The organism is Pseudoduganella sp. SL102 (assembly GCF_027856995.1).
Taxonomy (GTDB): Bacteria; Pseudomonadota; Gammaproteobacteria; order Burkholderiales; family Burkholderiaceae_D; genus Rugamonas; species Rugamonas albidiflava.
Genome location: NZ_CP115554.1, coordinates 2969415 through 2994400 on the forward strand (window position 1 = coordinate 2969415; position 24986 = coordinate 2994400).

At 65.4% G+C, this 24986-nt stretch carries 23 protein-coding genes and 5 tRNA genes; 11 read left to right on the forward strand and 17 right to left on the reverse strand.

Annotated elements, in window-relative coordinates; genetic code table 11:
- The first annotated feature begins 24 nt into the window (after nt 1-24).
- The 7 genes from OU994_RS12715 to OU994_RS12745 all read left to right on the forward strand — a co-directional run bounded on the left by OU994_RS12715 (nt 25) and on the right by OU994_RS12745 (nt 4906).
- A complete protein-coding gene (locus OU994_RS12715) occupies nt 25-906 on the forward strand; it encodes a LysR family transcriptional regulator (RefSeq protein WP_281611031.1) in 882 nt (293 codons plus the stop codon).
- Nucleotides 907-1382: 476 nt separating this feature from the next.
- Nucleotides 1383-1544 (forward strand): hypothetical protein, encoded by a 162-nt coding sequence (locus OU994_RS12720; protein ID WP_281611032.1) that lies wholly within the window; start codon nt 1383-1385, stop codon nt 1542-1544.
- A 23-nt stretch (nt 1545-1567) separates the two neighbouring features.
- Nucleotides 1568-1729 (forward strand): hypothetical protein, encoded by a 162-nt coding sequence (locus tag OU994_RS12725; protein ID WP_165390736.1) that lies wholly within the window; start codon nt 1568-1570, stop codon nt 1727-1729.
- A gap of 248 nt (nt 1730-1977) precedes the next feature.
- Nucleotides 1978-2355, forward strand: coding sequence for a LiaI-LiaF-like domain-containing protein (locus OU994_RS12730; protein ID WP_281611033.1), 378 nt, complete (start codon nt 1978-1980; stop codon nt 2353-2355).
- Nucleotides 2352-3056, forward strand: coding sequence for a LiaI-LiaF-like domain-containing protein (locus OU994_RS12735; RefSeq protein ID WP_281611034.1), 705 nt, complete (start codon nt 2352-2354; stop codon nt 3054-3056). The genes OU994_RS12730 and OU994_RS12735 overlap by 4 nt, the downstream gene beginning before the upstream one ends.
- A gap of 13 nt (nt 3057-3069) precedes the next feature.
- Complete coding sequence (locus tag OU994_RS12740; RefSeq protein WP_281611035.1) at nt 3070-4158, forward strand: sensor histidine kinase; 1089 nt, start codon at nt 3070-3072, stop codon at nt 4156-4158.
- A 13-nt stretch (nt 4159-4171) separates the two neighbouring features.
- Complete coding sequence (locus tag OU994_RS12745) at nt 4172-4906, forward strand: LytTR family DNA-binding domain-containing protein (protein ID WP_281611631.1); 735 nt, start codon at nt 4172-4174, stop codon at nt 4904-4906.
- Nucleotides 4907-4977: 71 nt separating this feature from the next.
- On the opposite strand, the gene OU994_RS12750 is transcribed toward OU994_RS12745, so the two are convergent.
- The 13 genes from OU994_RS12750 to OU994_RS12810 all read right to left on the reverse strand — a co-directional run bounded on the left by OU994_RS12750 (nt 4978) and on the right by OU994_RS12810 (nt 16238).
- On the reverse strand, nt 4978-7296 hold the full coding sequence (locus OU994_RS12750) for an ATP-dependent DNA helicase (RefSeq protein WP_281611036.1): 2319 nt from the start codon (nt 7294-7296) through the stop codon (nt 4978-4980).
- The gene (locus OU994_RS12755; RefSeq protein WP_281611037.1) at nt 7293-8942 is read right to left on the reverse strand and encodes a VRR-NUC domain-containing protein; all 1650 of its coding nucleotides are present in this window, start codon (nt 8940-8942) and stop codon (nt 7293-7295) included. The genes OU994_RS12750 and OU994_RS12755 overlap by 4 nt, the downstream gene beginning before the upstream one ends.
- A gap of 291 nt (nt 8943-9233) precedes the next feature.
- Entirely contained in the window at nt 9234-9785 is a 552-nt protein-coding gene (gene phaP / locus OU994_RS12760; protein ID WP_131146566.1) for a TIGR01841 family phasin, read from the reverse strand.
- 36 nt (nt 9786-9821) lie between these two features.
- The gene (locus OU994_RS12765; protein WP_281611038.1) at nt 9822-10040 is read right to left on the reverse strand and encodes a hypothetical protein; all 219 of its coding nucleotides are present in this window, start codon (nt 10038-10040) and stop codon (nt 9822-9824) included.
- Nucleotides 10041-10081: 41 nt separating this feature from the next.
- Nucleotides 10082-12274 (reverse strand): ATP-binding protein, encoded by a 2193-nt coding sequence (locus OU994_RS12770; RefSeq protein ID WP_281611039.1) that lies wholly within the window; start codon nt 12272-12274, stop codon nt 10082-10084.
- Nucleotides 12275-12382: 108 nt separating this feature from the next.
- Nucleotides 12383-12467: transfer RNA gene (locus tag OU994_RS12775), tRNA-Leu, on the reverse strand.
- A gap of 86 nt (nt 12468-12553) precedes the next feature.
- Nucleotides 12554-12638: transfer RNA gene (locus OU994_RS12780), tRNA-Leu, on the reverse strand.
- A 90-nt stretch (nt 12639-12728) separates the two neighbouring features.
- Nucleotides 12729-13823, reverse strand: a complete 1095-nt coding sequence (locus OU994_RS12785) for an NF038122 family metalloprotease (protein ID WP_281611040.1) — start codon at nt 13821-13823, stop codon at nt 12729-12731.
- Between the two features lie 173 nt (nt 13824-13996).
- Nucleotides 13997-14081 (reverse strand) — tRNA-Leu (locus OU994_RS12790).
- Nucleotides 14082-14103: 22 nt separating this feature from the next.
- Nucleotides 14104-14391, reverse strand: a complete 288-nt coding sequence (locus tag OU994_RS12795) for a hypothetical protein (protein WP_281611041.1) — start codon at nt 14389-14391, stop codon at nt 14104-14106.
- A tRNA-Leu gene (locus tag OU994_RS12800) sits at nt 14382-14466 on the reverse strand. The genes OU994_RS12795 and OU994_RS12800 overlap by 10 nt, the downstream gene beginning before the upstream one ends.
- Before the next feature lie 174 nt (nt 14467-14640).
- Complete coding sequence (locus OU994_RS12805) at nt 14641-15762, reverse strand: NF038122 family metalloprotease (protein WP_281611042.1); 1122 nt, start codon at nt 15760-15762, stop codon at nt 14641-14643.
- A 391-nt stretch (nt 15763-16153) separates the two neighbouring features.
- Nucleotides 16154-16238: transfer RNA gene (locus OU994_RS12810), tRNA-Leu, on the reverse strand.
- A gap of 278 nt (nt 16239-16516) precedes the next feature.
- Between OU994_RS12810 and rnr the strand changes: the two genes are divergently transcribed.
- The 4 genes from rnr to OU994_RS12830 all read left to right on the forward strand — a co-directional run bounded on the left by rnr (nt 16517) and on the right by OU994_RS12830 (nt 21700).
- Complete coding sequence (rnr, locus tag OU994_RS12815; RefSeq protein ID WP_281611043.1) at nt 16517-19288, forward strand: ribonuclease R; 2772 nt, start codon at nt 16517-16519, stop codon at nt 19286-19288.
- Nucleotides 19270-20016 (forward strand): 23S rRNA (guanosine(2251)-2'-O)-methyltransferase RlmB, encoded by a 747-nt coding sequence (gene rlmB / locus OU994_RS12820; protein ID WP_131146560.1) that lies wholly within the window; start codon nt 19270-19272, stop codon nt 20014-20016. The genes rnr and rlmB overlap by 19 nt, the downstream gene beginning before the upstream one ends.
- 217 nt (nt 20017-20233) lie before the next feature.
- Complete coding sequence (cysE, locus tag OU994_RS12825) at nt 20234-20980, forward strand: serine O-acetyltransferase (RefSeq protein WP_281611044.1); 747 nt, start codon at nt 20234-20236, stop codon at nt 20978-20980.
- A 9-nt stretch (nt 20981-20989) separates the two neighbouring features.
- Nucleotides 20990-21700, forward strand: a complete 711-nt coding sequence (locus OU994_RS12830) for a YceH family protein (RefSeq protein WP_281611045.1) — start codon at nt 20990-20992, stop codon at nt 21698-21700.
- A gap of 129 nt (nt 21701-21829) precedes the next feature.
- On the opposite strand, the gene OU994_RS12835 is transcribed toward OU994_RS12830, so the two are convergent.
- The 4 genes from OU994_RS12835 to OU994_RS12850 all read right to left on the reverse strand — a co-directional run bounded on the left by OU994_RS12835 (nt 21830) and on the right by OU994_RS12850 (nt 24757).
- The gene (locus tag OU994_RS12835) at nt 21830-22336 is read right to left on the reverse strand and encodes a hypothetical protein (protein ID WP_281611046.1); all 507 of its coding nucleotides are present in this window, start codon (nt 22334-22336) and stop codon (nt 21830-21832) included.
- A gap of 164 nt (nt 22337-22500) precedes the next feature.
- A complete protein-coding gene (locus OU994_RS12840) occupies nt 22501-23538 on the reverse strand; it encodes a hypothetical protein (protein WP_281611047.1) in 1038 nt (345 codons plus the stop codon).
- On the reverse strand, nt 23535-24392 hold the full coding sequence (locus OU994_RS12845; protein ID WP_281611048.1) for an ABC transporter ATP-binding protein: 858 nt from the start codon (nt 24390-24392) through the stop codon (nt 23535-23537). Before OU994_RS12845 ends, OU994_RS12840 begins: the two co-directional genes overlap by 4 nt.
- On the reverse strand, nt 24389-24757 hold the full coding sequence (locus OU994_RS12850) for a GntR family transcriptional regulator (protein ID WP_281611049.1): 369 nt from the start codon (nt 24755-24757) through the stop codon (nt 24389-24391). Before OU994_RS12850 ends, OU994_RS12845 begins: the two co-directional genes overlap by 4 nt.
- Nucleotides 24758-24986: the final 229 nt, after the last annotated feature.

The following is a 24986-nucleotide window of genomic DNA, read 5'->3' on the forward strand; positions in this document are numbered from 1 at the left end:
TGCCTGTTTCTTATAATCGCGTGCATGGACATCAACTCGGACGACCTGCTGACTTTCGTGGCCGTGATCGACAGCGGTTCGCTGAGTGCCGCCGCGGTCCACCTGGGACAGACCACTTCGGGCGTCAGCCGTGCGCTGGCCCGCCTCGAGGACAAGCTGCAGACTTCGCTGCTGACGCGCACCACGCGCCGCATGGAGTTGACCGAGGAGGGCCAGCTGTTCCTGGACCGGGCACGCCGCATCCTGGCCTCGCTGGAAGAAGTCGAAGAGTGCATCCGCATACGCCGCCAGCAACCGGCCGGCCGCCTGTGCGTCGATGCGGCCTCGCCGTTCATGCTGCATGGCATCGTCCCGCATGTTGCCGAATTTCGCGCGCTGTATCCGGAAATCCGGCTCGAGCTCACCTCGAACGACCGCATTGCCGACCTCATCGAGCACCGTACCGACATTGCCATCCGCATCGGCACGTTGAACGATTCCACGCTGCATGCGCGGCCACTGACTTCCAGTCCCCTGCACGTGCTTGCCAGTCCGGCCTACCTGGCCAGGCATGGCACGCCGGTAACGCCAGGCGACCTGGCCGGTCACGCGCTGCTCGGCTTCGTCCAGTACGAGCAGGGCAATGTCTGGCCCCTGCGGCACGACGCCGGCGACAGCCTCGCCATCACGCCCGCGCTGGCCGCATCGTCCGGCGAAACGCTGCGCCACCTTGCACTGGCTGGCGACGGCATCGCGTGCCTGGCCGACTTCATGACGCGCGCCGACATCGCCAGCGGCCGGCTCGTGCCGCTGCTCGCCGAGTTCAATTCTGGCTACCGCCAGCAGATCCACGCGGTCTACTACCGCAACACGCAGCTGGCCCAGCGCATCAGCTGCTTCCTCGAATTCCTCCAGCAAAAACTGTAGGCATCGCCGCAGGAAAAAACTGCGCGGAAATCGGCAGTGAAGCCGCGCTTATGCGTCGCCGATGAAGACGCACATGAAGACGCACATGAAGACGCACATGAAGACGCCCAGGAATACCCACATGAAGACGCACATGAAGCGCCATGAACAGCCGCAGGCAAACGCCGCATCGTGCCGGGATGGGACTGTAGGCGCGTTCCCACATGCACGCGCGCGAAAGCGCCAGAGGAATTGTTCGCTGGCGCACGGTCGTTTCAAAAGGGCGTATCTAAGATGGAGTTGCGTGACTAAGTTGTGTAACTGGAGCGCGACGCAACGAACAGGATAACGAAGCAGGTCGCTCGTCCGCAGGCAAGCCGGTCGCCTCAAGCGCCGGCACCAGATTTCGAACCAGGCAGCGACGCACCCACCGCCAGCAACGACGGGGCCGGACAGGCCCGGACCGGGCCGCGAGCGCAAACATACAGGAGGTCATCATGATGACGATGCAAACCAGCCAGCCCTCGAAGGAAGCGGTGCGGGAATACCTGGAACGCAGGACCAATGACGTGGAACCGCCGCCGACGCCGGAAGAAATCCGGCGCCAGCTGGGATGGGGGCTCGTCATGTATGACCAGAAGCATGACGGCAGATTCTGAAGTTCTGATAACAAGGAGAAGACATGACGCACCGTATCGGCAACAAGGACATCGCGCAAATGCGCGGCAAGGAAGAAAAGAAGCGCACGCGCGCCTTCAACAAGGCAATGGAAGCTGAAAAGCAGGCCATCGCCCGCGCCAAGTACCGCAACCAGGTCAAGGGGCAGGCCGCGCCCGCCGCGTAAGCGGCTTCGTCCAGAAAGCTTACCCCCCCACGCCCACGGCATGCCGTGGGCTTTTTTTATGGCGAGGCGGCCCACCAGCCTTCCCTGCGCTGTTCTCTGTCCTTCTGCTCCGCATCCCGCCTGCCGGTCGCCCGCCCTTCACCGAACATGCCGTCATTCACCGGCCGCCAGCCGCCATTCACCGAAAAGCGGTTTCGCCTTCGGCCGGCGCGGCGTATCGTTCCGTCATCGAACCGGGGGAGGAACCCATGCAAACCGAAGTGGACAGGGCGCGGCTGAAACTGCGCCGGCAAGTGACCTGGGGCTTGACGCTGGTGGCGTTCGGCGTGGCCTACCTGGTCAACCGCGACGACCATGAAGCGGTGATCGGCCTGTGGCGCTACTGGCCGCTGGTGCTGATCGCCTTTGGCATCGGCAACATGCTGCCGCCGGTAGAGGGACGCCGCTTCGTCGACGGCCTGTCGCAAGTGCTGTTCGGCGCCTGGTTCTTTGCCATCTACGAGGGCCTGTTCGGCCTGACCTTCCGTAACAGCTGGCCTTTGCTTATCATCGTGGCGGGCGCGGGCATGGTGCTGCAGCCGCTCGCCACGCGCTACCTTGACCGCAAACCGGGAGAAGAAGCATGAACACGGGACGACAACACAATCCAGCCGCGCAAATCGTGATCGGCATCGGCGTCATCGCGGTGGGGCTGATGTTCCTGCTCGATAACCTGGGCTGGCTGGAGCTGGACATGAGCGTGCAGTTCTGGCCCGTGGTGCTGATCGTGGCGGGCGTGCTGAAACTGACGGTCGCGCGCTCGCCGAACGGCACCATCATCGGCGGCGCCCTGCTGCTGTTCGGCGTGCTGACGCTGCTGAAGGGACTCGGTATCCTGGCGATCGGCTGGAACGTGCTGGCGCCGCTGGCGATGATCGGCGGCGGCCTGTTCGTGGTGTTCCGGTCCACCAGGCTGGCGCGCACCGGCCCGGCGTCCGTATCGCTGGCGAAGGATGGCAGCGAGAAGCTGGTCTATGCCACCGCGATCCTCGGCGCCTACAAACGCCGCATCACGTCGCCGCAATTCGGCGGCGGCGAAATCACCGCCATCATGGGCGGCTGCGAGCTGGACCTGCGTGAAGCGGGGCTGTCCGGCGACGCCGTGGTGAACATCTTCGCGCTGATGGGCGGCATCACGATCCAGGTGCCCGCCGACTGGAGCGTGCAGCTGGAAGGCGCGCCGATCCTGGGCGGCATCGAGGAATCGACGCTGCGGCCGAAGGATGCCAGCAAGCGCCTGGTGGTGCGCGGCTACGCGATCATGGGCGGCGTGGAAATCCGCAACTGATGGCCGTGCCGCTGTGAGCTGGCTGACCCGGGCGCGGCGCGGCGCGCTGCTGTACCTGCTGGCGTGGCTGATCGTCGGCGCCGTGCTGGGCGGGATGTGCGCCATCGTGACGTCGGCACCGCCCGCCAACGCGCTGCTGTTCGCCGTTCCCGGCACGCTGGTGTACGGCGTGGCGGCGGGTTTTTCCGCCTACTACCTGTGCCGCGCCAATCCGCTGGGCGCCCGTCCGCTGGCGCTGGTGGTACTGGCGCTGTGCACGGCGGCCGTGCTGGCGGCGTTCATGTGGCTCGCGGTACTGGGTGGCTGGAACGAGCTGTGCCTCGCGGCCGGTGTGCGGTGGGCCGGCATCGTGCAGACGCCATTGTTGTCGGCCCTGCTGTTCGCGCTCGGTACGCTGCTGTACGGCCTGCTGGCGGCGATCAACTACCTGGCGATCGAATCGGGCCGGGCGCGCAATGCCGAACGCCGCGAACTGGAATCGAAGCTGATGGCGCAGGATGCCGAACTGCGCATGCTGCGCACCCAGGTCGACCCGCACTTCCTGTTCAACAGCCTGAACTCGGTCAGCGCGCTGACGTCGCAGGATCCGAAGGGTGCACGCGAAATGACGCTGCGGCTGGCCGGTTTCTTCCGCCGCAGCATGGGCATGGCCGGCCATCCGCGCATCACGCTGGCACAGGAGATGGACCTGGTGCGCGATTTCCTCGCCATCGAGAAAGTGCGTTTCGGCGAGCGGCTGGTGACCGAGGAAGCATTGGAGAAGGGCGCGCTCGATTGCCTGGTGCCGCCGATGATCATCCAGCCGCTGGTCGAAAACGCCATCAAGCATGGCATCGGCCAGCTCACCGATGGCGGCCTGGTACTGGTGGCGGCGTGGCGCGACGGCGCGCGGCTGTCGATCACCGTCAGCAACGCGATCGACCCGGAGATGCCGGAAACGCGGCGCAGCGGCACCGGCCTGGCCAATGTGCGCCAGCGGCTGGCCTGCGCGTATCCGAACGAATCCACGCTGGAATGGAAGCGGGAAGGGGAGACGTTCAGCGTCGAGATCCGCCTGCCGGCGCAGGCCGCCACGACCAAGGCAAATGACTCTGGAGCATAGGATGGAAAAACACATGCGGCTGATCGTGGTGGACGACGAACCGCTGGCGCGCGGCGTGGCGCGCGAATACCTGGCGGCGCATCCGGACATCGAGCTCGTGGCCGAATGCGCCAATGGCTTCGAGGCCGTGAAGGCGATCACCGAACTGGCGCCGGACCTGGTGCTGCTCGATATCCAGATGCCGAAACTCGATGGCTTCGAGGTGGCCGAACTGGTCGGCGGCAAGACCCGCCTCATCTTCGCCACCGCGTTCGACCAGTACGCCATCCGCGCCTTCGAGATCCACGCGCTCGACTACCTGCTCAAGCCCTTCAGCCAGGAACGCTTCGACCGGGCGCTGGCGCATGCCCGGGCCAGCCTGGCGAGCGCGCTGCCGCGGCAGGAAGCAGCGGTGCGCGAAGCGGCCGCCGCGCGCGACCGGCCGCTCGGCCGCGTGCTGATCCGCGACGGCGCGAAGGTGCACGTGATCCGTGCCGAGACGATCGCCTGGATCGAAGCGCAGGACGACTATGTGCAGATCCACGCCGACGGCAAGGCTTACCTGAAGAACGGCGCGCTGGGCGAGCTCGAAGCGCAGCTCGACCCCGGCCGCTTCCTGCGCATCCACCGCTCGTACCTCGTGAACGTCGAGCACGTGGCGCGCATCGAACCGGCCGGCAGGGACAGCCACGCCGCCATCCTGGCCGACGGCACCCGGCTGCCCATCAGCCGCAGCGGCTACCAGAAGATCCGCGGCGCCATGCAGTAGCGGCGCTCAGTAGCGCCATGCAGTCGCGCCACTCAGCGCCACTCAGTGGCACCACTCGATAGCGCCCTTCATTAGCGCTGAGCGGGCACGTGCCACCAGGCCGGCAGCAGCGCGCGGATCTCGGGCCGGGCGAAGCGGTCGTCGATCAGGTGCACGGTGCCTGTATCGCTGGTGGTGCGGATCACGCGGCCGGCGGCCTGCACCACTTTCTGCAAGCCCGGATACAGGTAGGTGTAATCGTAGCCGGCGCCGAAGATGGCCTGCATCCGTTCGCGGATCCGCTCGTTGACGGGATTCAGCTGCGGCAGCCCCAGTGTGGCGATGAACGCGCCGATCAGCCGCGCGCCGGGCAGGTCGATGCCTTCGCCGAATGCGCCGCCCAGCACGGCGAACCCGATGCCCTGGCCGGTTTCGGTGAAGCGGGCCAGGAAGGCTTCGCGTTCCGCCTCGCCCATCCGGCGCGGCTGGCGCCATACCGTCACGTGCGGATGCTCGCGCTGGAACAGGTCGGCCGCCTTGTCCAGGTAGTCGAAGCTGCTGAAGAAGGCCAGGTAGTTGCCGGGCTGGCGGCCGTACTGTTCGCCCATCAGCTGCGCGATCGGCGCCAGCGAGCGGTCGCGGTGCTGGTAGCGGGTGGAGATGTGTCCGGCGATATGCACCGTCAGCTGCGCGGCCTGGAAGGGCGAGGCCACGTCGACCCACGCGGTGTCGGCCGGCATGCCCAGCGTATCGCTGTAGTAGTTCCACGGGCTGAGCGTGGCGGAGAACAGCGCCGTGGTGCGCGCCGCCGCGAAGCGCGGCTGCAGGAATGGCGCCGGCACGATATTGCGCAGGCACAGCACCGAGTCGGCACGGGTGCCGCCGCCATGGTTCTTGCCGCCTGTCGATATCGTCACGTCGAACACGGAATGCTCGCCGAAGTTCTCGGCCAGCCGGGCGAAGTGCAGCACCGAAAAGTAAAAATCCAGTACCTCCGCATCGAACCATGCGGGATTCTCCGCCATGTAGTCGCCGATCTCGGTGGCCGCCGTCTGCAGCGCATTGACCAGCTTTTCCGGCAGCGCCTCGTAGGCCCGGTACTCGCCGCCATGCTCCGCCATCTGTTCCTTTTCCAGCGCCGACCATTGGCGGTGCACGCGGTCCAGCGCCTTCTTGATCGCGGCCGGCGCGGTCTTGCGCAGCAGCCGCAGGCCGCCGTGCTCGAGCTCCGCCGAATACATCTTGCGGGCGCGCGAGACCATGTTGTGCGCCTCGTCGGCCAGGATGGCGATGCGCCAGTCGTTCATCACCGTCAGCGAATACAGCATGGCGGTCACGTCGAAATAATAGTTGTAGTCGCCGACGATCACGTCGGCCCAGCGTACCAGCTCGCTTTGCAGGTAGTACGGGCATACGTCGTGCGCCAGCGCCACCGCGCGCACGCCGGCGCGGTCGAGCATCGGCTGTTGCACCGCCGCGGCACGCGCGGCCGGCAAGCGGTCATAGAAACCCTTCGCCAGCGGGCAGGAGTCGCCATGGCAGGACTTGTCCGGGTGTTCGCAAGCCGTGTTGCGGGCCGCCAGTTCCAGCGTGCGCAAGGGCAGCAGCGGGGCGCCTTCCTTGATGTTCTCGACCGCATCGAGGGCCATGCGCCGCCCGGATGTCTTCGCGGCCAGGAAGAAGATCTTGTCGTGGCCATGCGCGGCGGCCGCCTTCAGCATCGGGAACAGGCTGCCGATGCTCTTGCCGATGCCGGTCGGCGCCTGCGCCAGCAGCGCGCACGAGCGGGTGCTGGCCTTGTACATCGCTTCGGCCAGTTCGCGCTGGCCGGGCCGGAAATCGGCATGCGGAAAGCGCAGGGCCTGCAACTGCTCGTCGCGCGCGGCGCGATGCGCCAGTTCGGCTTCGGCCCAGGCCAGGAACCGGCCGCACTGTTCTTCGAAATACGCCTGCAGCGCCGCGGCGCCGTGTTCCTCGACGAGATGGGTTTCCTTCTGCGAACCGATATCGTAGTAGACCAGCGCCAGGCGCAGCGATGGCAGGCCACGCGCCGCGCACAGCAGGTGGCCGTACACCTTCAGCTGCGCCCAGTGCAAGGCGCGATGGTTGCCGGGCATGCGTTCCAGCTCGCCGCGGAAGGTCTTGATTTCTTCCAGCTGGTTGCGCTTCGGGTCGTAGCCGTCGGCGCGGCCGCGCACGTGCAGCGGGCCGAAATCGCCCGTCAAGGCGATCTCGCGCTGGTAGTCGTCGTCGCGCCGGGAAGTCACCACGCCATGTCCGGCGATGCCTTCCTGCGCGGTGGGCGAGGGCGTGAAGCGCAGGTCCAGGTCGCCGGCCTTGGCGGTGAATTCGCACAGCGCGCGCACGGCAACCGTGTACTGCGCCACGGGACCCGGTGCCGCATCCGTCATTGCGGCGCCCATTGCAGGTAGCAGACGGTGACGGGCATGCGGTGCTGCGCGCAGTAATCGATCCAGCGCAGCTGGTTGTCCTGCAGCCGGTCGCCGGGGCCCTTCACTTCGATCATGTTGTAGCGGCGCTCGGCCGGCCAGAACTGGATCAGGTCCGGGAAGCCGGTGCGGTTGGCCTTCACATCCTGCAGGATGCGCAGGAATGCCTGCTTCAGGTGCGCGGCCGGGATGCAGTGCAGCGCCAGGTCGAGCAGCGCGCCATCGAGCGCGCCCCAGAACACGAACGGCGACGAGATGCCCCGCTTGGCGTCCAGGTTGCGCCGGATCGTGGCGGGGTAGCTGCCGTCATCGAGCTGCGCCAGGCAGGCATCGAACTGGGCGGCACGGCGGCGGTGGAAGTCGGCGCTGTGCAAGTCCGCCGGACCGTGGTGGAACGGGTGGAAGAACGCGCCGGGAATGGCGGCGAACACGGCATCCCAGCACAGCAGCCCGAACAGGGAATTGATCAGCGCATTCTCGACGTAGAAGACGGGCGCTTCATCGCGGTTCAGGTGGTCGCGCACCACGCCTTCGACCCACCACTGGCCGTCGGGCTGGGGCAGCGCAAGGTCCAGGCGCGCCGGCGGCACCGGCTTGCCGGCCGTGCCGCGCGGGTGGCCGAGGCGGCGCGCCAGCCGCGGCGCCATGCGCAGCAGGTGCTGGCGTTCCGCCTCGCTTTCCGGCGCGGCCGTGGCCACCTGCAGCCGTTCCCAGGCGGCGCCGAACTGCTCATCCTTCTCCAGCACGCGGATGGCCCGTGCCCGCGCGCCGGGATAGGCGCAATCGTCGTAGACGGCGCAGGCGCCGGCCCAGTCGCGCAGCTTTTCCAGCTGCTGGCCCATCTGGAACAGCAGCTTGTGGCGGCGGCTGGCCAGCCATTCGTTATCCGTGCCGGGCGGCGGCACGTCCCGCAGCACGTCCAGCGGTGCCTCGCCGTTGCCGAAGCGTTCGCGGCAGGCGTGCAGGCGCAGGTAATCGTCGATGTCGCGGCGCGTGCGGAAACCCCGCGCCGCGTCGGAGATCTCCACTTGCTCGAAGCGGAACACGCCGAGGTCGGACAGCACGAACTCGGTCCAGTCCTGGTGGTAGTTGCCGAAGAAGATCAGCCGCAGCCGGTCGCACAGCGGTTTCGCGACGATGCGGTAGGCTTCATCCAGCGCCGCGGCATTCCGGCACCAGGCCGAGAATAGCCGCTCGTCAGCATGTTCGGCGCGCAGCGCTTCCAGCTGCGCTTCCTTGCGCGCCGAGCGCAGCGCGCCAGCCAGCCCGAATGCCTGGCACAGCTCCGGCTTTTGCAGCAGGTCGAACAGTTCGTCGAGCGACACGGCGGGATCGACGACGATCCAGCCGGTTTCCGCCAGCGGCGCGGCGGCGGCGCGGGGGCAGCCGATTTCCTCGTAGACCAGCTTGGAGGCGCGGAACAGCTGGCCCTTGCGCATGACCATGCGGACGAACAGCGCGCGCGAAGCCTGGGGCAGGGCGGGGAAGCGGTCGATGAAGTCGCGTTCCTCGCCGTCCAGCAGGTCGGCGTAGCGTTCGCCGATCCATTCAAGCACCCGGTGGAAATTATCCAGGTAATAAAAAAGGTTTTCCAGGACGGGTTTCATCGAACAGCGGGAGGGAAACAGAAAAAGGCGAAGGCGAAAAGGCGGAACAAGGAACAAATGACGACGAACAGTGCGCGGCATGGCGCACAGGCAGCTAATACAGGACACAACGATGCAGTAACAACAACGACGCAGTAAAAGCAACGACGCAGTAAAAGCAACGATGCAGTTAAGCACGGCAACGAAAAACGGCGGGAGTAGCGATGAACTGTATTTATATACAGTCTATCGCTTCTCCCGCCGCTTGCACAGCCCTGTGTGGCGCAAATACCGTTACGCCGGGAACCAGAGTCAGTGTTTGGTCTGGTCAGCTTTCTGCTGTTCGGCGAGCGCCGCCGCTTTCGCCAGCTGTTCCTCGAACGCCGCTACCGCCTGGCGCGTGGCCTTGGTGACCTGCTCATAGCCGGCGAAGGCGTTGTCGATGGCCGTCTTGACGATTTGTACCGCGTTCTCGGAACCGGGCCGCACGTTTTTCGTCACGTCATGGATCAGCGCCGTGAGGTTGCTGCGCGCTTCGGCCAGGTGGGCTTCGGCTGCCGTGGTGAATTCGCTATGGATTTCCGCCAGGATCTGGCCGACCTGCTGGTTGTATTCGGCGACATTGGTGAGGTTCTGCATCCTGGCGCTGGCCGCCGCCATCGCCGCCTTCGGATCGGCGGCCTGGCTCATCTCGCGACCGGCCGCCAGGTTCTTTTCGACGCTGCTCCTGGCGGTATCGATATTCAGTTGCAGTACCTGCTCGAGGCCTTGCACCGCCTTGCTGGTCAGGGTGTTGAAGGTGTCGAGCTGGAACTCGAACAGGGTTTTCGTCGCTTGGGCGAACTGCTCGGGATTCTGAAACATGTCTCCTCCATCGGTGTGAAAAAGCTTGTCGGGCCATTATTGAACACGAATCAACTTCTCGCAACGAGAATCCTTGTACGGACCCAGCAACTTGCGCCAGCCGGGGCCGAGCGGTGTCTGCGAACAGACCTTGGCGCCGCTGCCGCCCACGCTTTCCCATAGCCACCAGGGCGCGGGCGCGGCGGTGGCCGCCATGCCGAGCAGCAGGACGCCGGCAAACACGAATCGTTTCAGGAGAGTGGGCAAGGGCACCATGGAGAAAACCGGGTAGACAAGGCAGGTTGACGGGCCGGCAATCAGCGGGGAGCGACCACGGGCAGCGTCATCGTGAACGTGGTTCCGCTGCCTGGCGCACTGTCCAAGGCGATCCGGCCGCCCAGCACGCCGGTGACGATATTGTGCGTCACGTGCAGGCCGAGGCCCGAGCCGCCGGCACCGGGCCGGGTAGTAAAGAACGGATCATACACCCGGGAAAGAATGTCGGCAGCGATGCCTGCGCCGTTGTCGGCCACCGACAACGCAATCATGCCATCGCCCAGCGCACGGGCGGACAAGGTGACAGCACCGCCGTCGCGGCCATCCAGCCCGTGGATGACGGCATTTTCAAACAGCGCCGACACGGCTTGCCCGAGCGGGCCGGGATAACTGTCCATCGCCAGCCCGGGCGCGATGTCCTGCACCACGCGCGGGCGGGGCGCCGCCGTGCCGGCCGTCAGGGGCAGGACCAGTTCGGCGATGAATTCGTCCAGCCGGAACTGGCGGCGCTGCGAGCTGGCGGTATCGACGGCCACCTGCCGGAAGCTGGCGATCAGGGCGGCGGCCCGGCGCAGGTTGCGCACCACCACCTCGTCGGCCTCGGCGGCCTGGGCGAGATACTGTTCCAGGTCGGAGCGGCGCAGCCCGGCTGTCATGCCGGCGCGCAGCGCCCCCAGCCGCTCGCTCATCGCGCTGGCGATCGTCAGCGTGTTGCCGATCGGCGTATTGAGTTCATGGGCCACGCCGGCCACCAGGCCGCCCAGCGCGGCCAGCTTGTCGCGGCGCACCAGTTCATCCTGGGTCTTGTGCAGGTCGTCCAGCGTGGCGGCCAGTTTGGCGCTGGCCAGTTCGGCGCGCTCCTTCGCGCTGCGCAGTTCGGCGGTGCGCGCCGCCACCAGTTCTTCCAGGTGATTGCGGTGCCGCGCCAGTTCGGCCTCGCGCCGGGTACGCTCGATGGCGATGCCGGCGAGGTGCACGGCCACGCCGATCAGCCGCTCGTCGTCCGCGCGGGGCAGGCGCACGTCGCGATAGTAGATCGCAAACGATCCCAGCACGGTCTGGCGGTCGGTCAGGATCGGCATGGCCCAGCAGGCATGCAGGCCGTACTGCGCGGCCAGTTCCTGCCAGCCGTGCCAGCGCCGGTCGCGGGCGATGTCCGCCACCACCACGGGTTCGCGGCGGAACATGGCACTGCCGCACGAGCCGACATCCGGGCCGATCAGCAAGCCGTCGAAGACACGCAGGAATTCCGGCGGCATGCTCGGTGCCGAGCCGCCGCGCACGGTCACGCCATCCTCGTCCAGCAACAGCACCGTACAGACGAGGCCGGGGGCCTGGCCTTCGATCAGGCGCAGCAGGCTGGCCAGGATGTCATGCAGCGGGGCGCCGCGCGCGATCATTTCCAGCAGCCGGTTCTGGCCCGTGCGCAGTGCCTCGGCGATGCGCTGGCCCGTCACGTCCGCCACGCGCATGTGCAGCAGGCGCAAGCCGCTTTTTTCCAGTACCACGAGGCGCAATTCGCCATCGATGTGGCGCCCGCTGCTGTGCTGGAAGGTCAGCGGGAAGATGCGGATATCGCCGGCCAGCCCGCGGGCCACCAGCGCATCGACCGCATCGGCCGATGGCGTCCCGTCAGGCTGCCGGGCAGGGCACAGGTCCGCCAGGCGCATGCGCATCAGTTCCGAGCCGCTGCGGCCGAACATCCGCTCGGCGTTGCGGTTGACGTCCACCGGCAGGCCGCGCGCCGCGTCGAACAGGATGATCGCATCGGGCGATCCGGCCAGCAGCGCGTGGTAGTTGACTTCGAGGGTGCCGGTATCGAGCGGGCCGCTGACCGGCAACCAGGCCAGGCGCGCCCGGAGTTCGACCGCCACCTTTTCCACCAGGTCTTCCGGCGCGCAAGGCAGCCGCACGTAGCCGGCCGCGCCGGCCTGCAAGGCCTGTTCCTGTTCCTCGTCCGACGGCGCGGCCGACATCACCAGCACCGGTACGGCGCCCGCCAGGCGCGCGCACAATTCCATCCGGGCACTGCCGGCCAGGGCCGCGTCGAGCAATACCAGCGCCACCTGGCCATCGGGCGGTGCCGCTTCCATGGCGGCCAGTGCGCTGTCGCCCCGGTTGACGACGCCGACGTGGAAGCCGGCGCGCTCCAGCGCCCGCTCCAGCGCGGGAAAGCCGGCCGCACTGGCGACCAGGATGGTATTCGGCGTATCGGTGGGGGGCGTGCTGGCCATGGGCAAAGTGTAGACCATGTGGACGATGATGGTGGGCAAAGAAAAACGCCGCCGGTTCTTGCGAACCGACGGCGTTTCAGGGTTTCTTCAACCCGGTATCCGGTAGAGTGGTGCCCACGGAGGGACTCGAACCCCCACACCTTGCGGCACATGGACCTGAACCATGCGCGTCTACCAATTCCGCCACGTGGGCACTGATGCTGCTCATTGCTGCCTACTGCTGCTGCTGCTGCCCGATGTCTCGAAAAGCCTATCGAACAAGCTGTCGAAAACAGGACTTGGTGCCCACGGAGGGACTCGAACCCCCACACCTTGCGGCACATGGACCTGAACCATGCGCGTCTACCAATTCCGCCACGTGGGCCCTGTTTTCCTTGCTTCGTTGCGGTGTTCAGCAACAGAAGGCACGCATCTTAAAGGCCGCCACCCGATCCGTCAACCATCATTTTTGTTTTTACGAAATATTTTTCGATTTCCTGGCCAGTTTGCGTGCGCGGCCACCCAGCAGCAGCAGGCCGGCGCCCAGCATCGCGTAGGTCGATGGTTCCGGTACCGGCGACACGTTCCAGCCGATCACGTCCATCGCCAGCACGTCTTCCTGCGAAATGGCCAGCACTTCGCCCAGGCCGGCGGTCGGGTCCATCAGGCCGATGTACAGGTCGTCTTTCCAATGGCTGTTCTGGCGGCCGTCGCCGTGCTCGACGCCGGTGGAGAAGCCAGCCAGGTCGGTCACGCCGCCATCGATCGAGAAGTATTTGTCGCGGTTGTCCGCGGACCAGTCGATGACGCCTTCTTCCGCGCTTTCCGACGAATAGCGGAACAGGTCCAGGCTGGACACAAAGACGAATTCGTCGTCGTTGTAGAAGTCCGGCGCGGTGGAGTTGAAGTCCAGCACGTCGACGCCGCTGGTGAAGCCCAGCGTGTGGCCGATCTCGTGCGCGGCCACGCCGACGAAGTCGTAGGCACCGGAGCTGACGCCATCGTTCGGGTTGAAGTCGAAGGTGAACTGGCTGTTGAACTGGATGAAGCCATCGCAATTGCCGATGCAGCCTTGCAGCGTTTGCCCCGACGTCGCCAGGCCGATCGCCTTGGCCGATGCCGAGGTGACGTTCACGACGGCGTTGTTGGCGTCGCCGTCATTGTCGACATAGGTGGTGGCGCTACCCGTGCCGTTCGGGTTGTTGGCGGTGCGGTTCAGCAGCATGCCGAACGAATTGCCGCTGGACAGGCTGCCGGTGGCCGTGACGTCATTGGCCGACGAGATATCGCCGACCAGTCCGTCGCGGAACTCCGAGTACGAATACGATTCGCGGGCCGACTGCGCCTGGCCCAGGATGTTCGGCGCCAGCGGATTGAAGCCGACCGTGAGGTTGATCACCACATTGTCGGTCAGCACGCTGGACCAGCGGTTCGCAGCTTCGATGAAGCCCTGTTGCGCCTGGAGCGAAGTGCCGGCGACGAACTGGAAATTGAACGTCGGAGCGGCAGTGGCGGAGCCGGCGGCGAGGAAGGCGCTGGCCAGTGCAAGGACGGATGCGAGCTTTTTCATGTCTTGTTCCCTGAAATGTTGTTGGACAAATTTATATAGGCAAGAAGCGTGCGCAGCTTTCTGCCCGACGGGACATGCAGGTGCTGACGGCGCGAATGCGCCGGCATGTCAAAACGGCCGACGGGATAAGAAAAGAGCCGCGGACTCCCAGATCCCGGCTCTTCCTGTACCTGTGGTGCCCACGGAGGGACTCGAACCCCCACACCTTGCGGCACATGGACCTGAACCATGCGCGTCTACCAATTCCGCCACGTGGGCACAGCGTGAAACCGCTGCGCTATCAATGCACCGCGATGCTCTGCTGCGCACTGGAATAATATCGATGCATTACAAACTCAGCAATAAAAATATTTGTTTTTTTATAAAGTTTGATCTTGCGGCGGGAGGTGCGGATTTCGCCGACATAATGACGGCGCGAATCATCGAAAAGCGTATTTTGTGCGGCAAGGGAGGGGTGGGTGTCATGGGCTGAAGCGGAAAGTCTTCCCGCCGCCGAGCGCGCCAATGAAAAAAGCCGTGAATCTCGCGATTCACGGCTTTTTCCTGTATCCGGTAGAGTGGTGCCCACGGAGGGACTCGAACCCCCACACCTTGCGGCACATGGACCTGAACCATGCGCGTCTACCAATTCCGCCACGTGGGCACTGCTGACTCATTCGCTGCGATGTACTGCAACGAGGCACGCATCATAGCGGCTGGAGCGCTGTTGAGCAAGAGGAATTTGTACTCTTTGCAAACATTGCCGGCGACGAGGCGCACGGGTCTCCTCGAGGCACCAAGCTACCGTCCTGGTGGGGCATTCGAAGCCAATGACCTGCTAGCAGGTCATTGGCTTCTTCCGTGCCGATTTGCGTACCGCCCGGCCACCAAGCAGCATCAGGCCGGCACCGAGCATTGCATAGCTCGATGGTTCAGGAACAGGCGACACGTCCCACCCGATCGCGTCCAGCGCCAGCAGGTCTTCACCGGAAATGACCAGTACCTCGCCCATGCCGCCAGTGGGATCCATCAGGCCGATGTACTTGCCATCCTCCCAGTGGCTGGCCTGGTGGCCGTCGCCGTGTGCCTGGCCAGTGGAGAGGGTCGCGATGCCCGTGGCGCCGCCATCGATCGAAAAGTATTTCTCGCGATCGTCCGCGGTCCAGTCGATCACGCCCGCGGCGGCGCTTTGCTCCGAATAACGGAACAGGTCCAGTCCGGAAACCAACGGGAGCGCGTCCGCCGGGTGCAGCTCAGGGGGCGTGGAAAAGTATTCCAGCGCGTCGACGCCGCTGGTGAAGCCCAGTGTGTGGCCGATTTCATGCGCGGCGGCGCCGACGAAGTCGAACGCATCGGCCTGCACGCCGTCATGCGGATTGAAGTCGAAGGCAAAGTTGCTGTTGAACTGGATGAAGCCGTCGCAGGTGCCGATGCATCCGCTTAATGTCTCCTCGATCGGCACCAGGCCGACCGCCTTGGCCTCGGCGCTGGTGATGGCCACGACGGAGTTGTTGAGACTGTGATTATTGTCGAGGTAGGGGATGGCGCTGCCGGCGCCGTTCGGATTGTCCGATGTACGGTTCAGCAGCATGCCGAACGTGCCGCCGCCGGGAAGGCTGCTGGTGGCCATCGCGTCGAAGCGGGAACTGGCGTCCTCGATCAACGCTCCGCGGAAGCCCGAATAGTAGAACAGCGAGCGCGAAGAGAGGGCCTGTGCGATCGTCCCGCCAGCCAGTGGATTGAAGCCGACCGTCAGATTGATTGTCACATCGTCGGCCAGCAGGTTGGACCAGCGCGAGGCCGCGGTGATGAACCCTTGTTGTGCCTGCGCCGAAGTGCCGGCCGTGAACTGGAAATTGAATACCGGCGCTGCGCTGGCGGTCGTGGCCGCGCCGATCGCCAGGGCGAGCGCTATCATTTTTGCAATCGTTTTCATGCATCTCCTTGTTTTCTTGAACATCTAATTGTTGGTCGGACTGGAAGAACTGGTCGGGAAAGGGCGCGAATGGCCTTTCTGCCGGGCTGGATGAGCACGCGGATGGCGTTACCGGGGAGTCGGAAAGTCGAGGTCTTTTGCAATCCGCCCGGATCGTCCATGCGGCAGCGGTATGCCGCGGACGAGAAAGATTATCGGGGAAATACAAGCTCGGCAATAAGAAAATGTTTTTTTTGTAATTTACTTATTGATAACGAACTGCTATTTCCGGACGAGATGGCGAGAGCGGGCTGTAAACGAAAAAAGCCGTGAATCTTTCGATTCACGGCTTTTTCACGGAGGCTGCTTGCAGTGCATACTCAGCACTGCCATCAAGGTTTGCCTCGGGGCTGAAACAGCCCGGTATCCGGTAGAGTGGTGCCCACGGAGGGACTCGAACCCCCACACCTTGCGGCACATGGACCTGAACCATGCGCGTCTACCAATTCCGCCACGTGGGCACTGCATGAAACTCTTTGCAACTACTGCTATGATAGCGCTTTGGAGAGTTTTGCGCCAGATGAACTTTCATTCCACACTGCACATCGACTCTTTACAGCATCCCCGCATTGCTGCGAGAGCCAGGATTATAGAGCAATCTTTTCGAATGTCAAAGGGGCGATGACAGTGCGCCGGGAGCACGTTCCAGTTCGCGCGCGTTAGGCATTCTCGCGCGCCTCCGGTACACTATGCTGCCACCTTTCCCTCAAGATCATCCTAATAAGACCAAAGAACAGTTTTGAACCAGACGACCCATACCATTCCCAGCCGCGAGGAAATCCTCGGCATCTTCCGTAGCGCCAACGCGCCGCTCGACCTGCGTACGCTTTCCATGTCGCTCGACGTGAAATCCGAATCCCAGGATGTGCTGACGCGCCGCCTGAACGCGATGGAACGCGACGGACAGATCCGGTCCGATGGCAGCGGTTTCTATGTACTGGCCGACCATTCCGGCTTCGTTTCCGGCCGCGTCAGCGCGCACCGCGACGGCTTCGGCTTCGTGATCCCCGACGAACCGGGCGACGACCTGTTCCTCACCGAACGCGAGATGCAGAAGGTACTGCATGGCGACAAGGTGCTGGCCAAGGTTACCGGCTACGACCGCCGCGGCCGCCCGGAAGGCAGCATCGTCGAAGTGGTCGAGCGGGGCAATACGCACATCATCGGCAGGCTGCTCAAGGATAACGGCGTGTGGATCGTCGCGCCGGAAGACAAGCGTATCGGCCAGGATATCCTGGTGGCCGGTTCGCCCGGCAAGGCCAAGAGCGGCCAGATCGTCAGCGTCGAACTCACCGAGCAGCCGGGCCGCTTCAAGCAGCCGGTCGGCCGGATCGTCGAGGTGCTGGGCGACATGGACGACCCGGGCATGGAGATCGAGATCGCGGTGCGCAAGTTCGGCGTGCCGCACGTGTTTTCCGATGCGGCCCTGAAGCAGGCCGCCCGGCTGCCGGATGTGGTGCACGAGAAGGATTGGGGCGATCGCGTCGACCTGCGCGACGTGCCGCTCGTGACGATCGACGGCGAGGATGCGCGCGATTTCGACGACGCGGTGTACTGCGAGCCCGTGAAGATCGGCCGTACCAATGCGTTCCGTCTGATCGTGGCCATCGCCGACGTCTCCCATTACGTGAAGCCGAACGATGCCCTCGATACCGATGCGATCGAGCGCAGCACGTCGGTGTATTTCCCGCGCCGGGTGATCCCGATGCTGCCGGAAAAGCTGTCGAACGGCCTGTGCTCGCTGAACCCGGCCGTCGACCGCCTGACGCTGGTCTGCGATGCCGTCGTCACCGCGCAGGGCGAGATCAAGGCTTACCAGTTCTACCCGGCCGTGATCCACTCGGCGGCCCGCTTCACGTACACCGAAGTCGCGGCCATCCTGTCGAACACGAAAGGGCCGGAAGCGGCCAAGCGCGCCCACCTGGTGCCGCACCTGCAGGACCTGTATGCCGTCTACCACGCGCTGCTGAAGGCCCGGCTGGAGCGTGGCGCGATCGATTTCGAGACTACCGAGACCTATATCGTCTGCAACCCGGCCGGCAAGATCGAGAAGATCATCCCGCGCACCCGCAACGATGCGCACAAGCTGATCGAAGAATGCATGCTGGCCGCGAACGTGTGCGCGGCCGACCTGCTGCTGCGCCACAAGCATCCGGGCACGTACCGGATCCACGCCGCGCCGACCAAGGAAAAGCTCACGCAGGTGCGTGAATTCCTCAAGCAGGTGGGGCTGGGGCTGGGCGGCGGCGATACGCCGGTGGCCGGCGACTACGCCGAGCTGATGCGCAAGATCAAGGAGCGCCCCGATGCGAACCTGCTGCAGACAATGCTGCTGCGCTCCATGCAGCAAGCCGTCTACAGCCCGGAAAACATCGGCCACTTCGGTCTTGCGTACGAAGCGTATGCGCACTTCACGAGCCCGATCCGCCGCTATCCGGATTTGCTGACGCACCGCGCCATCAAGGCCATCCTGCAGGGCAAGAAGTACGAGCCGAAGATCGGCGACACGAGCGTTCTGAACACCACGGTATCGAACGCCACGCGCCGCCAGCAGCTGAAGGACAAGGCCGCCGGCAAGGAACCGAAGGCGGCGCGCGACCTCACCGTGTGGGATGCGCTGGGTGTGCACTGCTCGGCCAACGAGCGCCGCGCCGACGAGGCATCGCGCGATGTGGAAGCCTGGCTGAAGTGCTACTTCATGCAGGACAAGCTGGGCGAGGAGTTCAGCGGCATCATCACCGGCGTGACCACCTTCGGCATCTTCGTGCAGCTCGACCAGCTGTTCGTCGAAGGCCTGGTGCACGTGACGGACCTGGGCGCCGATTTCTTCCAGTACGACGATGCGCGCCATGAATTGCGCGGCGAACGCACCGGCAAGCGCTACCAGCTGACCGACCGCGTGATGGTGCAGGTGGTGCGCGTGGACCTGGAGTCGCGCAAGATCGACCTGCGCCTGGCGCCGAGCGAAACCGAAGGCATGGCGCCGCCACCGCCGCGTGGCGGCCGCAAGGGGCAGGCATTCGACGATGACGGCTTTGGCGACGAAGGCGGCAAGCCGCGCCGCGGCAACTCCCGTGGCGATCGTCGCGCGGTGGTGCCGGCAAGGGCGCCGGTGCCGGCAATGGTGGCAATGGCGGCGGACGCGGCGCCGCTCCCGCCTTCGCCCAGGAAGATGCGCCGCGCGCCCCGCGCAAGGTGGCCGACGAGGCGGGTGCGCCACGCAAGGGCAAACCGAAACGCGGAGAAGACGCCGACGCGGCCGCCCCGGCACCGGCCCCCTCGATCACGCTGCTGCCGCAATTCGACTTCGAAGCGAAGCCGAAGGGCCGTGGCAAACCGGCCGCTCCCGCCAAGCGCGGCAAGACCCAGGCCGCCGGAAAGCCGGCCACCGCTTCCAGTGGCAAGGCACGGAAGAAACATTGATCCCAGCGCCGCGGCACCCGCCGCGGCGCATCCCCGGCGAACCCGTTCGCCACACAAGAACTACGTACCATGTCCAAGAACAAAATGATTTTCGGCTTCCACGCCGTCACCTCGCGCCTGCGCCATGAAGCCTCGTCCGTCGAAGAGATCTTCGTCGACGCCGGCCGCGACGACCGCCGCATGAAGGACCTGATCGCCAACGCGAAAGCGGCCGGCGTGCGCGTGATGCCGGTCGATTCCGCCCGCCTCGACAAGATCGTCGGCACCCGCCGCCACCAGGGCGTGATCGCCTTCGCATCGCAACTGGCGCTGGCGCGCAACCTCGACGAACTGCTCGACGCGATCGACGGCCCGCCACTGCTGCTGGTACTCGACGGCATTACCGACCCGCACAACCTGGGCGCCTGCCTGCGCGTGGCCGATGGCGTCGGCGCACACGCGGTGATCGTGCCGAAGGACCGCGCGGTGGGCCTGAACGCCACGGCCGCCAAGGTGGCCAGCGGCGCGGCCGAGACCGTGCCCTACATCACCGTCACGAACCTGGCGCGCACGCTGCGCGAACTGAAGGAGCGCGACATCTGGCTGATCGGCACCTCGGACGACGGCGAGAAGGGCCTGTACGAAGCCGACTTCACCGGCCCGACCGCGCTGGTGATGGGTTCCGAAGGCGAGGGCATGCGCCGCCTGACGCGCGAGACCTGCGACGTACTGGTGAGCATTCCCATGTTCGGCTCCGTCGAGAGCCTGAACGTGTCGGTGGCTTCCGGCGTGTGCCTGTACGAAGCGCGCCGCCAGCGGATGGCCAAGGAAGTCTGAAAGACTTCCGGCTGAAAGGCTTCCGCCCGAAGGGCTTCCAGTCGGAAGACTTCCGGCTGAACGACTTCCGGGCCGAACGGGTTTCGGCCGAAAGACTTCCGCCTGAACGTTTCCCCCGGCGTGCACGCGACAGCAGGGCTGGTCGCGTGCGGGCGCCAGCCTGCAATGCGCCTGCCGATGCGCTACCATCGTGGTTCGACCGTCCTCCCGAGCACCCATGTTTCGCCACCTGCGCCAAGACATCCGCAGCATCATCGAACGCGATCCCGCCGCACGCAACGCCTGGGAGGTGCTGACGTGTTACCCCGGCCTGCATGCGATCGTCGCGCACCGCCTGGCGCACTGGTGCTGGACCCACGGCCTGAAATGGCCGGGCCGCTTCATCAGCGCGCTGGCGCGCATCGCCACGGGCATCGAGATCCATCCCGGCGCCACGATCGGCCGGCGTGTCTTCATCGATCACGGCTTCGGCGTGGTAGTGGGCGAGACGGCGGTCATCGGCGATGACTGCACGATCTACCAGGGCGTCACGCTGGGCGGTACGTCGCTGGCGCCGGGAGAGAAGCGGCATCCCACGCTGGAGCGTGGCGTGATCGTTGGCGCCGGCGCCAAGGTGCTGGGCGGTTTCACGGTGGGCGAGTACGCCAAGGTGGGCTCGAACGCCGTGCTGCTGAAACCGGTGCCGCCAGGGGCGACGGCGGTCGGCAATCCGGCCCAGATCGTCCAGAAGCACGAGCCGGACACGCAGCGCCATGCGCAGCGCCTGTTCGCGGCTTACGGCGTCACGCCGAATGGCGACGACCCCATGTCGAAAGCGCTGCATGGCCTGATCAGCCATGCGGCCGCGCAGGAACGGCAGATCGAGCGCATCATCGCGCTGCTGAAGGAAAGCGGTTTGCAATGCGGGGATATCGAGGCTGTCGGCAAGCCCGATCCCGCCCAACTGAACAAGCTGGTCGATTGAGGAACAGACATGACAGATGCAGGAAACACCCCGGCGGATGCCTCCGCAGCGAATGCCTCGGGCGATACGCTGGACCCGTTCGAGATCCGCGTGCTGGCCGTGCTGGCCGAAAAGGAAGCGCTGACGCCGGATAACTATCCGATGTCGCTGAACGCGCTGACCAACGGCTGCAACCAGCTGTCCAGCCGCGATCCGGTGATGCAGATTTCTGAAGATACGGTAGCCGACGTGCTGGCCCGCCTGGGCGAGCGCCGCCTCGTCAATGCCGTGACGGCGGCCGGCGCCCGCGTCACGAAATACGAGCACCGCATGCGCATCAAGTGGTCGCTCGAGCAGGACAAGCTGGCCGTGCTGACGATCCTCATGCTGCGCGGCCACCAGACCGCCGGCGAGATCCGCACGCGCACGGGCCGGCTGCATGAATTCAAGACGGTGGCGGACGTCGAACAGGCGTTGCAGTTCCTGATCGACAAATATCCGCCGGTAGTGGCGAAGCTGGCGCTGGCGCCGGGCACCAAGGAGCCGCGCTACGGGCAATTGCTGGGCGGGGAAATCCAGCTGGCACGGGAAGAGGCGGGTTATGGAACGGCGGCGGTGGCGCCGGGCGGTGCCTCGCGCGCCGACCGTGTGGCGCAGCTGGAGCTGGAAGTGCAGCAGTTACGTGCCGACTACGCGGCGCTGGCGGAACAGTTCGAGCAATTCAAGCGGCAGTTCGAATAAACCACCGCGGCGACAGCGGTTGCCGCTGGCGCCCGGCCGTGCTATCGCTGGCGCGGCGGTGCGGGAAACCGGCAGCAGTGCGGGTAATCCAGCGGCGATCCGGGCGACCAGGGCAGCAACCCGGCCAGTTCAGGCGGCAATGCGGATGGACGGCTGCGACGGCGCGCCCGCCGCGGCAATGCCGCGCAGCTCGGCCAGGCCGTCGGCCAGTGGATACGGCTGCCCGGCCAGCAGGGCGGCGACCAGTTCGGTCGCCAGCTTGAGTGCCGCGTTGGCCACGGTGCCGCAGCGGAAGGGCAGGATCAGCCGGTAGCGCCCCGGCATCTTCGGCACGCCACCGACAAACCCCATCATCACCTCGTCGCCGGTCAGGCGGTGCAGCTCGATCGCCACGCTCTGGATCAGGCGTGCCAGCTGCAGGCCGCGGCCCGGCGCGTCCACGTCGTCGCCCACCACGCCGATCAAACTGCGGCCCTGGCGCAAGCCCGGCAACACGGTCTTCAGGCGCGCTCGCAACTGCTGCATGTCGCTCGCGGAATACGGGGCAGGGTGGCCGAGATCGAGAATGCTCAGCAGGCAAGGCTCGGTGCAGTAGCGGTTGGCGCCGTCGAGGTAACGCTGGTCGATAATTTTCATGGTGAACCATCCTTTAAAGCAACAGCCAACGCGAGACCGGGAGGTCTGGCGCTGGCGGAATGGTTGCCATTATCCCAACCATCGCCCGCGACCGGCATCGGTGCGGGTCTGGTAACGCTGTAAGACACCGCTTACAGCTGAGCTGCGATGCATCAATCTCCGTATCAACCCTCTTCGCGGCGGCGGCGCAGCCAGATGGCGGCGGCAATCATGCAGGCACCGGCGAGGGCACCCAGCAGCATCTCGGGTGTCGCCACGGCGGTCCAGGAAGCCTCGTACAGCGTGTCGGAGATCGCCGCCGGTCCCTGGCCAGCCCTGTCGCGCACCCGCGCCGCCAGGCCGTCGACCATCAGCCACGTGCCCGGCATCACGCTGACCAGCAGGCGGATGATGAACTTCTCGACCAGCCAGCCGGCATTGAGTGCCAGGCCCAGGCTCTTTTCAGCCCAGAACAGCACGACCATCGCCAGTGCCGGTACGCCGACCGCCCACAGGAACACTTTCGACCGTGCCCAGGCCGACACCAGCAGGAGCCAGCCGACCGCCGGCAGGGCCCACAGCGCATACACCGGTACCAGCGACGGTAATTTCAATAATCCCAGCCAGAACTGTGGATGCGAGAGTACCGGCCCGGCCAGGTTGAGCCCCTTGCTGGCCGTCATCACCAGCATGATGGCCAGGATGACCAGCGAGGTCGCCAGCTCCACCACCACTACCAGCAGCGGAATCACGAGCAGGGCAATCGCGGCTTTCGACAGCACGGTGGCGCTGTCCGACACGGGCAGCGATTTCCAGAACAGGATGCTGCGGTCGCGGCGCTCGTCGTACAGCGCGCCGAGGCTGTAGAAGAACACCATGAACGCCAGCGACAGGTACAGCGGCGCCGCCCCGACCGGATAGACGGTGGCCGCCGTTTCGACCGCCGCCTGCTTCTGGCGGTCGCCGAGCTGGATGACCATGTCCTTGCCGCCGATTGTGTTGCCATCGAAGTGGATCGTGCCGCCGTGCCCCATTACGGCGGCGGCCAGCACGAAGGCGATCAGCAGCGCCGAGATCGCCAGCGGCACCCAGGTGAGCATGCCCTTGTGTTCCCAGATCTCGCGGCGGATCAGCCATGGCATGGTCGTGCGCAGCCAGGCCGCCGGGCGGACTGGCGCTGGAGCCGGGCTCGCATCCGGCATCATTTTCGGCATCGTGTTCATTCGTAGCTCCCCTTCATGCTGGCGACAAACAGGTCCGCCACACTGGGCGTGCGCAGTTCGCCAAGGTTTTCCAGTTGCTGCCTGGGCACGCCATCGAACAGCATCACGCTCTTGCCGAACACCGTGCGCTGCGTCAGCGGCTGCAGCGCCGCGGCCGCGGCCGTGTGCTGCGGGTGGACCATGACTTCCGTGTAGCGCTCGCCGATCTCTTCCATCGAAGCGGCCAGCGCGATGCGGCCTTCGCGGATGAACAGCACGTCCGACAGGATGTGTTCCACTTCCTCGATCTGGTGCGTGGTGATGACGATCGTCTTGTGCTCGTCGAAGTAGTCTTCCAGCAGGTTCTGGTAGAAGCCCTTGCGGTACAGGATGTCCAGGCCCAGCGTCGGCTCGTCCAGCACCAGCAGCTTCGCGTCGATCGCCATCACGAGGGCCAGGTGCAGCTGCACGATCATGCCCTTCGACATGGCCTTCACGCGCATCTCCGGTGCCAGCTTCGTGCCGGCGAGGTAGCGCTCGGCCTTGGCGCGATCGAAGCGCGGGTGGATGCCGGCCACGAAATCGATCGCATCCTTCACCTTCAGCCAGCGCGGCAGGATCGCCACGTCGGCGATGAAGCATACGTCGTTCATCAACTCGTCGCGCTGCGTGCGCGGATCCAGGCCCAGCACGGACAACTCGCCCTCGAACTGGCACAGGCCCAGCGCGGCCTTCAGCGTGGTCGTCTTGCCGGAGCCGTTCGGGCCGATCAGCCCGACGATGCGGCCCGGCTGGATGTCGAAACTCACGCCATCGAGCGCGGCCTGCTTGCCGTAGCGCTTGACCAGGTTGCGGGCGGAGATGACGGCGCTCATGTGGTGCTCCCCGGTTGGTTGTTCGGTGAAGCGCGCAGCAGCTGGTCCAGGTCCAGGCCGAGCCGGCGGATACGCTCCACCATCGCCGGCCATTCTTCGCGCAGGAAGCGCTCGCGTTCCGATGCCAGCAGTTTTTGCACGGCGCCTTCGGTTACATACATACCCACCCCCCTTCGTTTTTCCACCAAGGTTTCATCGACCAGCTCCTGGTACGCCCGCGACACGGTAATCGGGTTCAGCTGGTAGTCGGCCGCCACCTGCCGCACCGAGGGCAGCGCGTCGCCGGGCTTGAGCAAGCCGTCGAGCATCATGCCGATCACCCGCTCCTTGAGCTGGCGGTAGATCGGCGCATTGTCATTCCACATACATGGTTCCTCCTGCGCGGTGGATGGTGAGTGTGTGTTGCATGGCTGGTGTTGTAGTGAACTATAACACCGAATCGGCGCGACGCAACCCCGCGCCGCGAAAAATCCGGCCGGGTGGCGTGTCACGACGGACCGGCATGGATGCCGGGGTGCGCCCTGCATGCCATCGCGGCGCACCATGAAACATCTTTATTCGGCCAAAACAAAGATATTTCCCAATCCAATAACT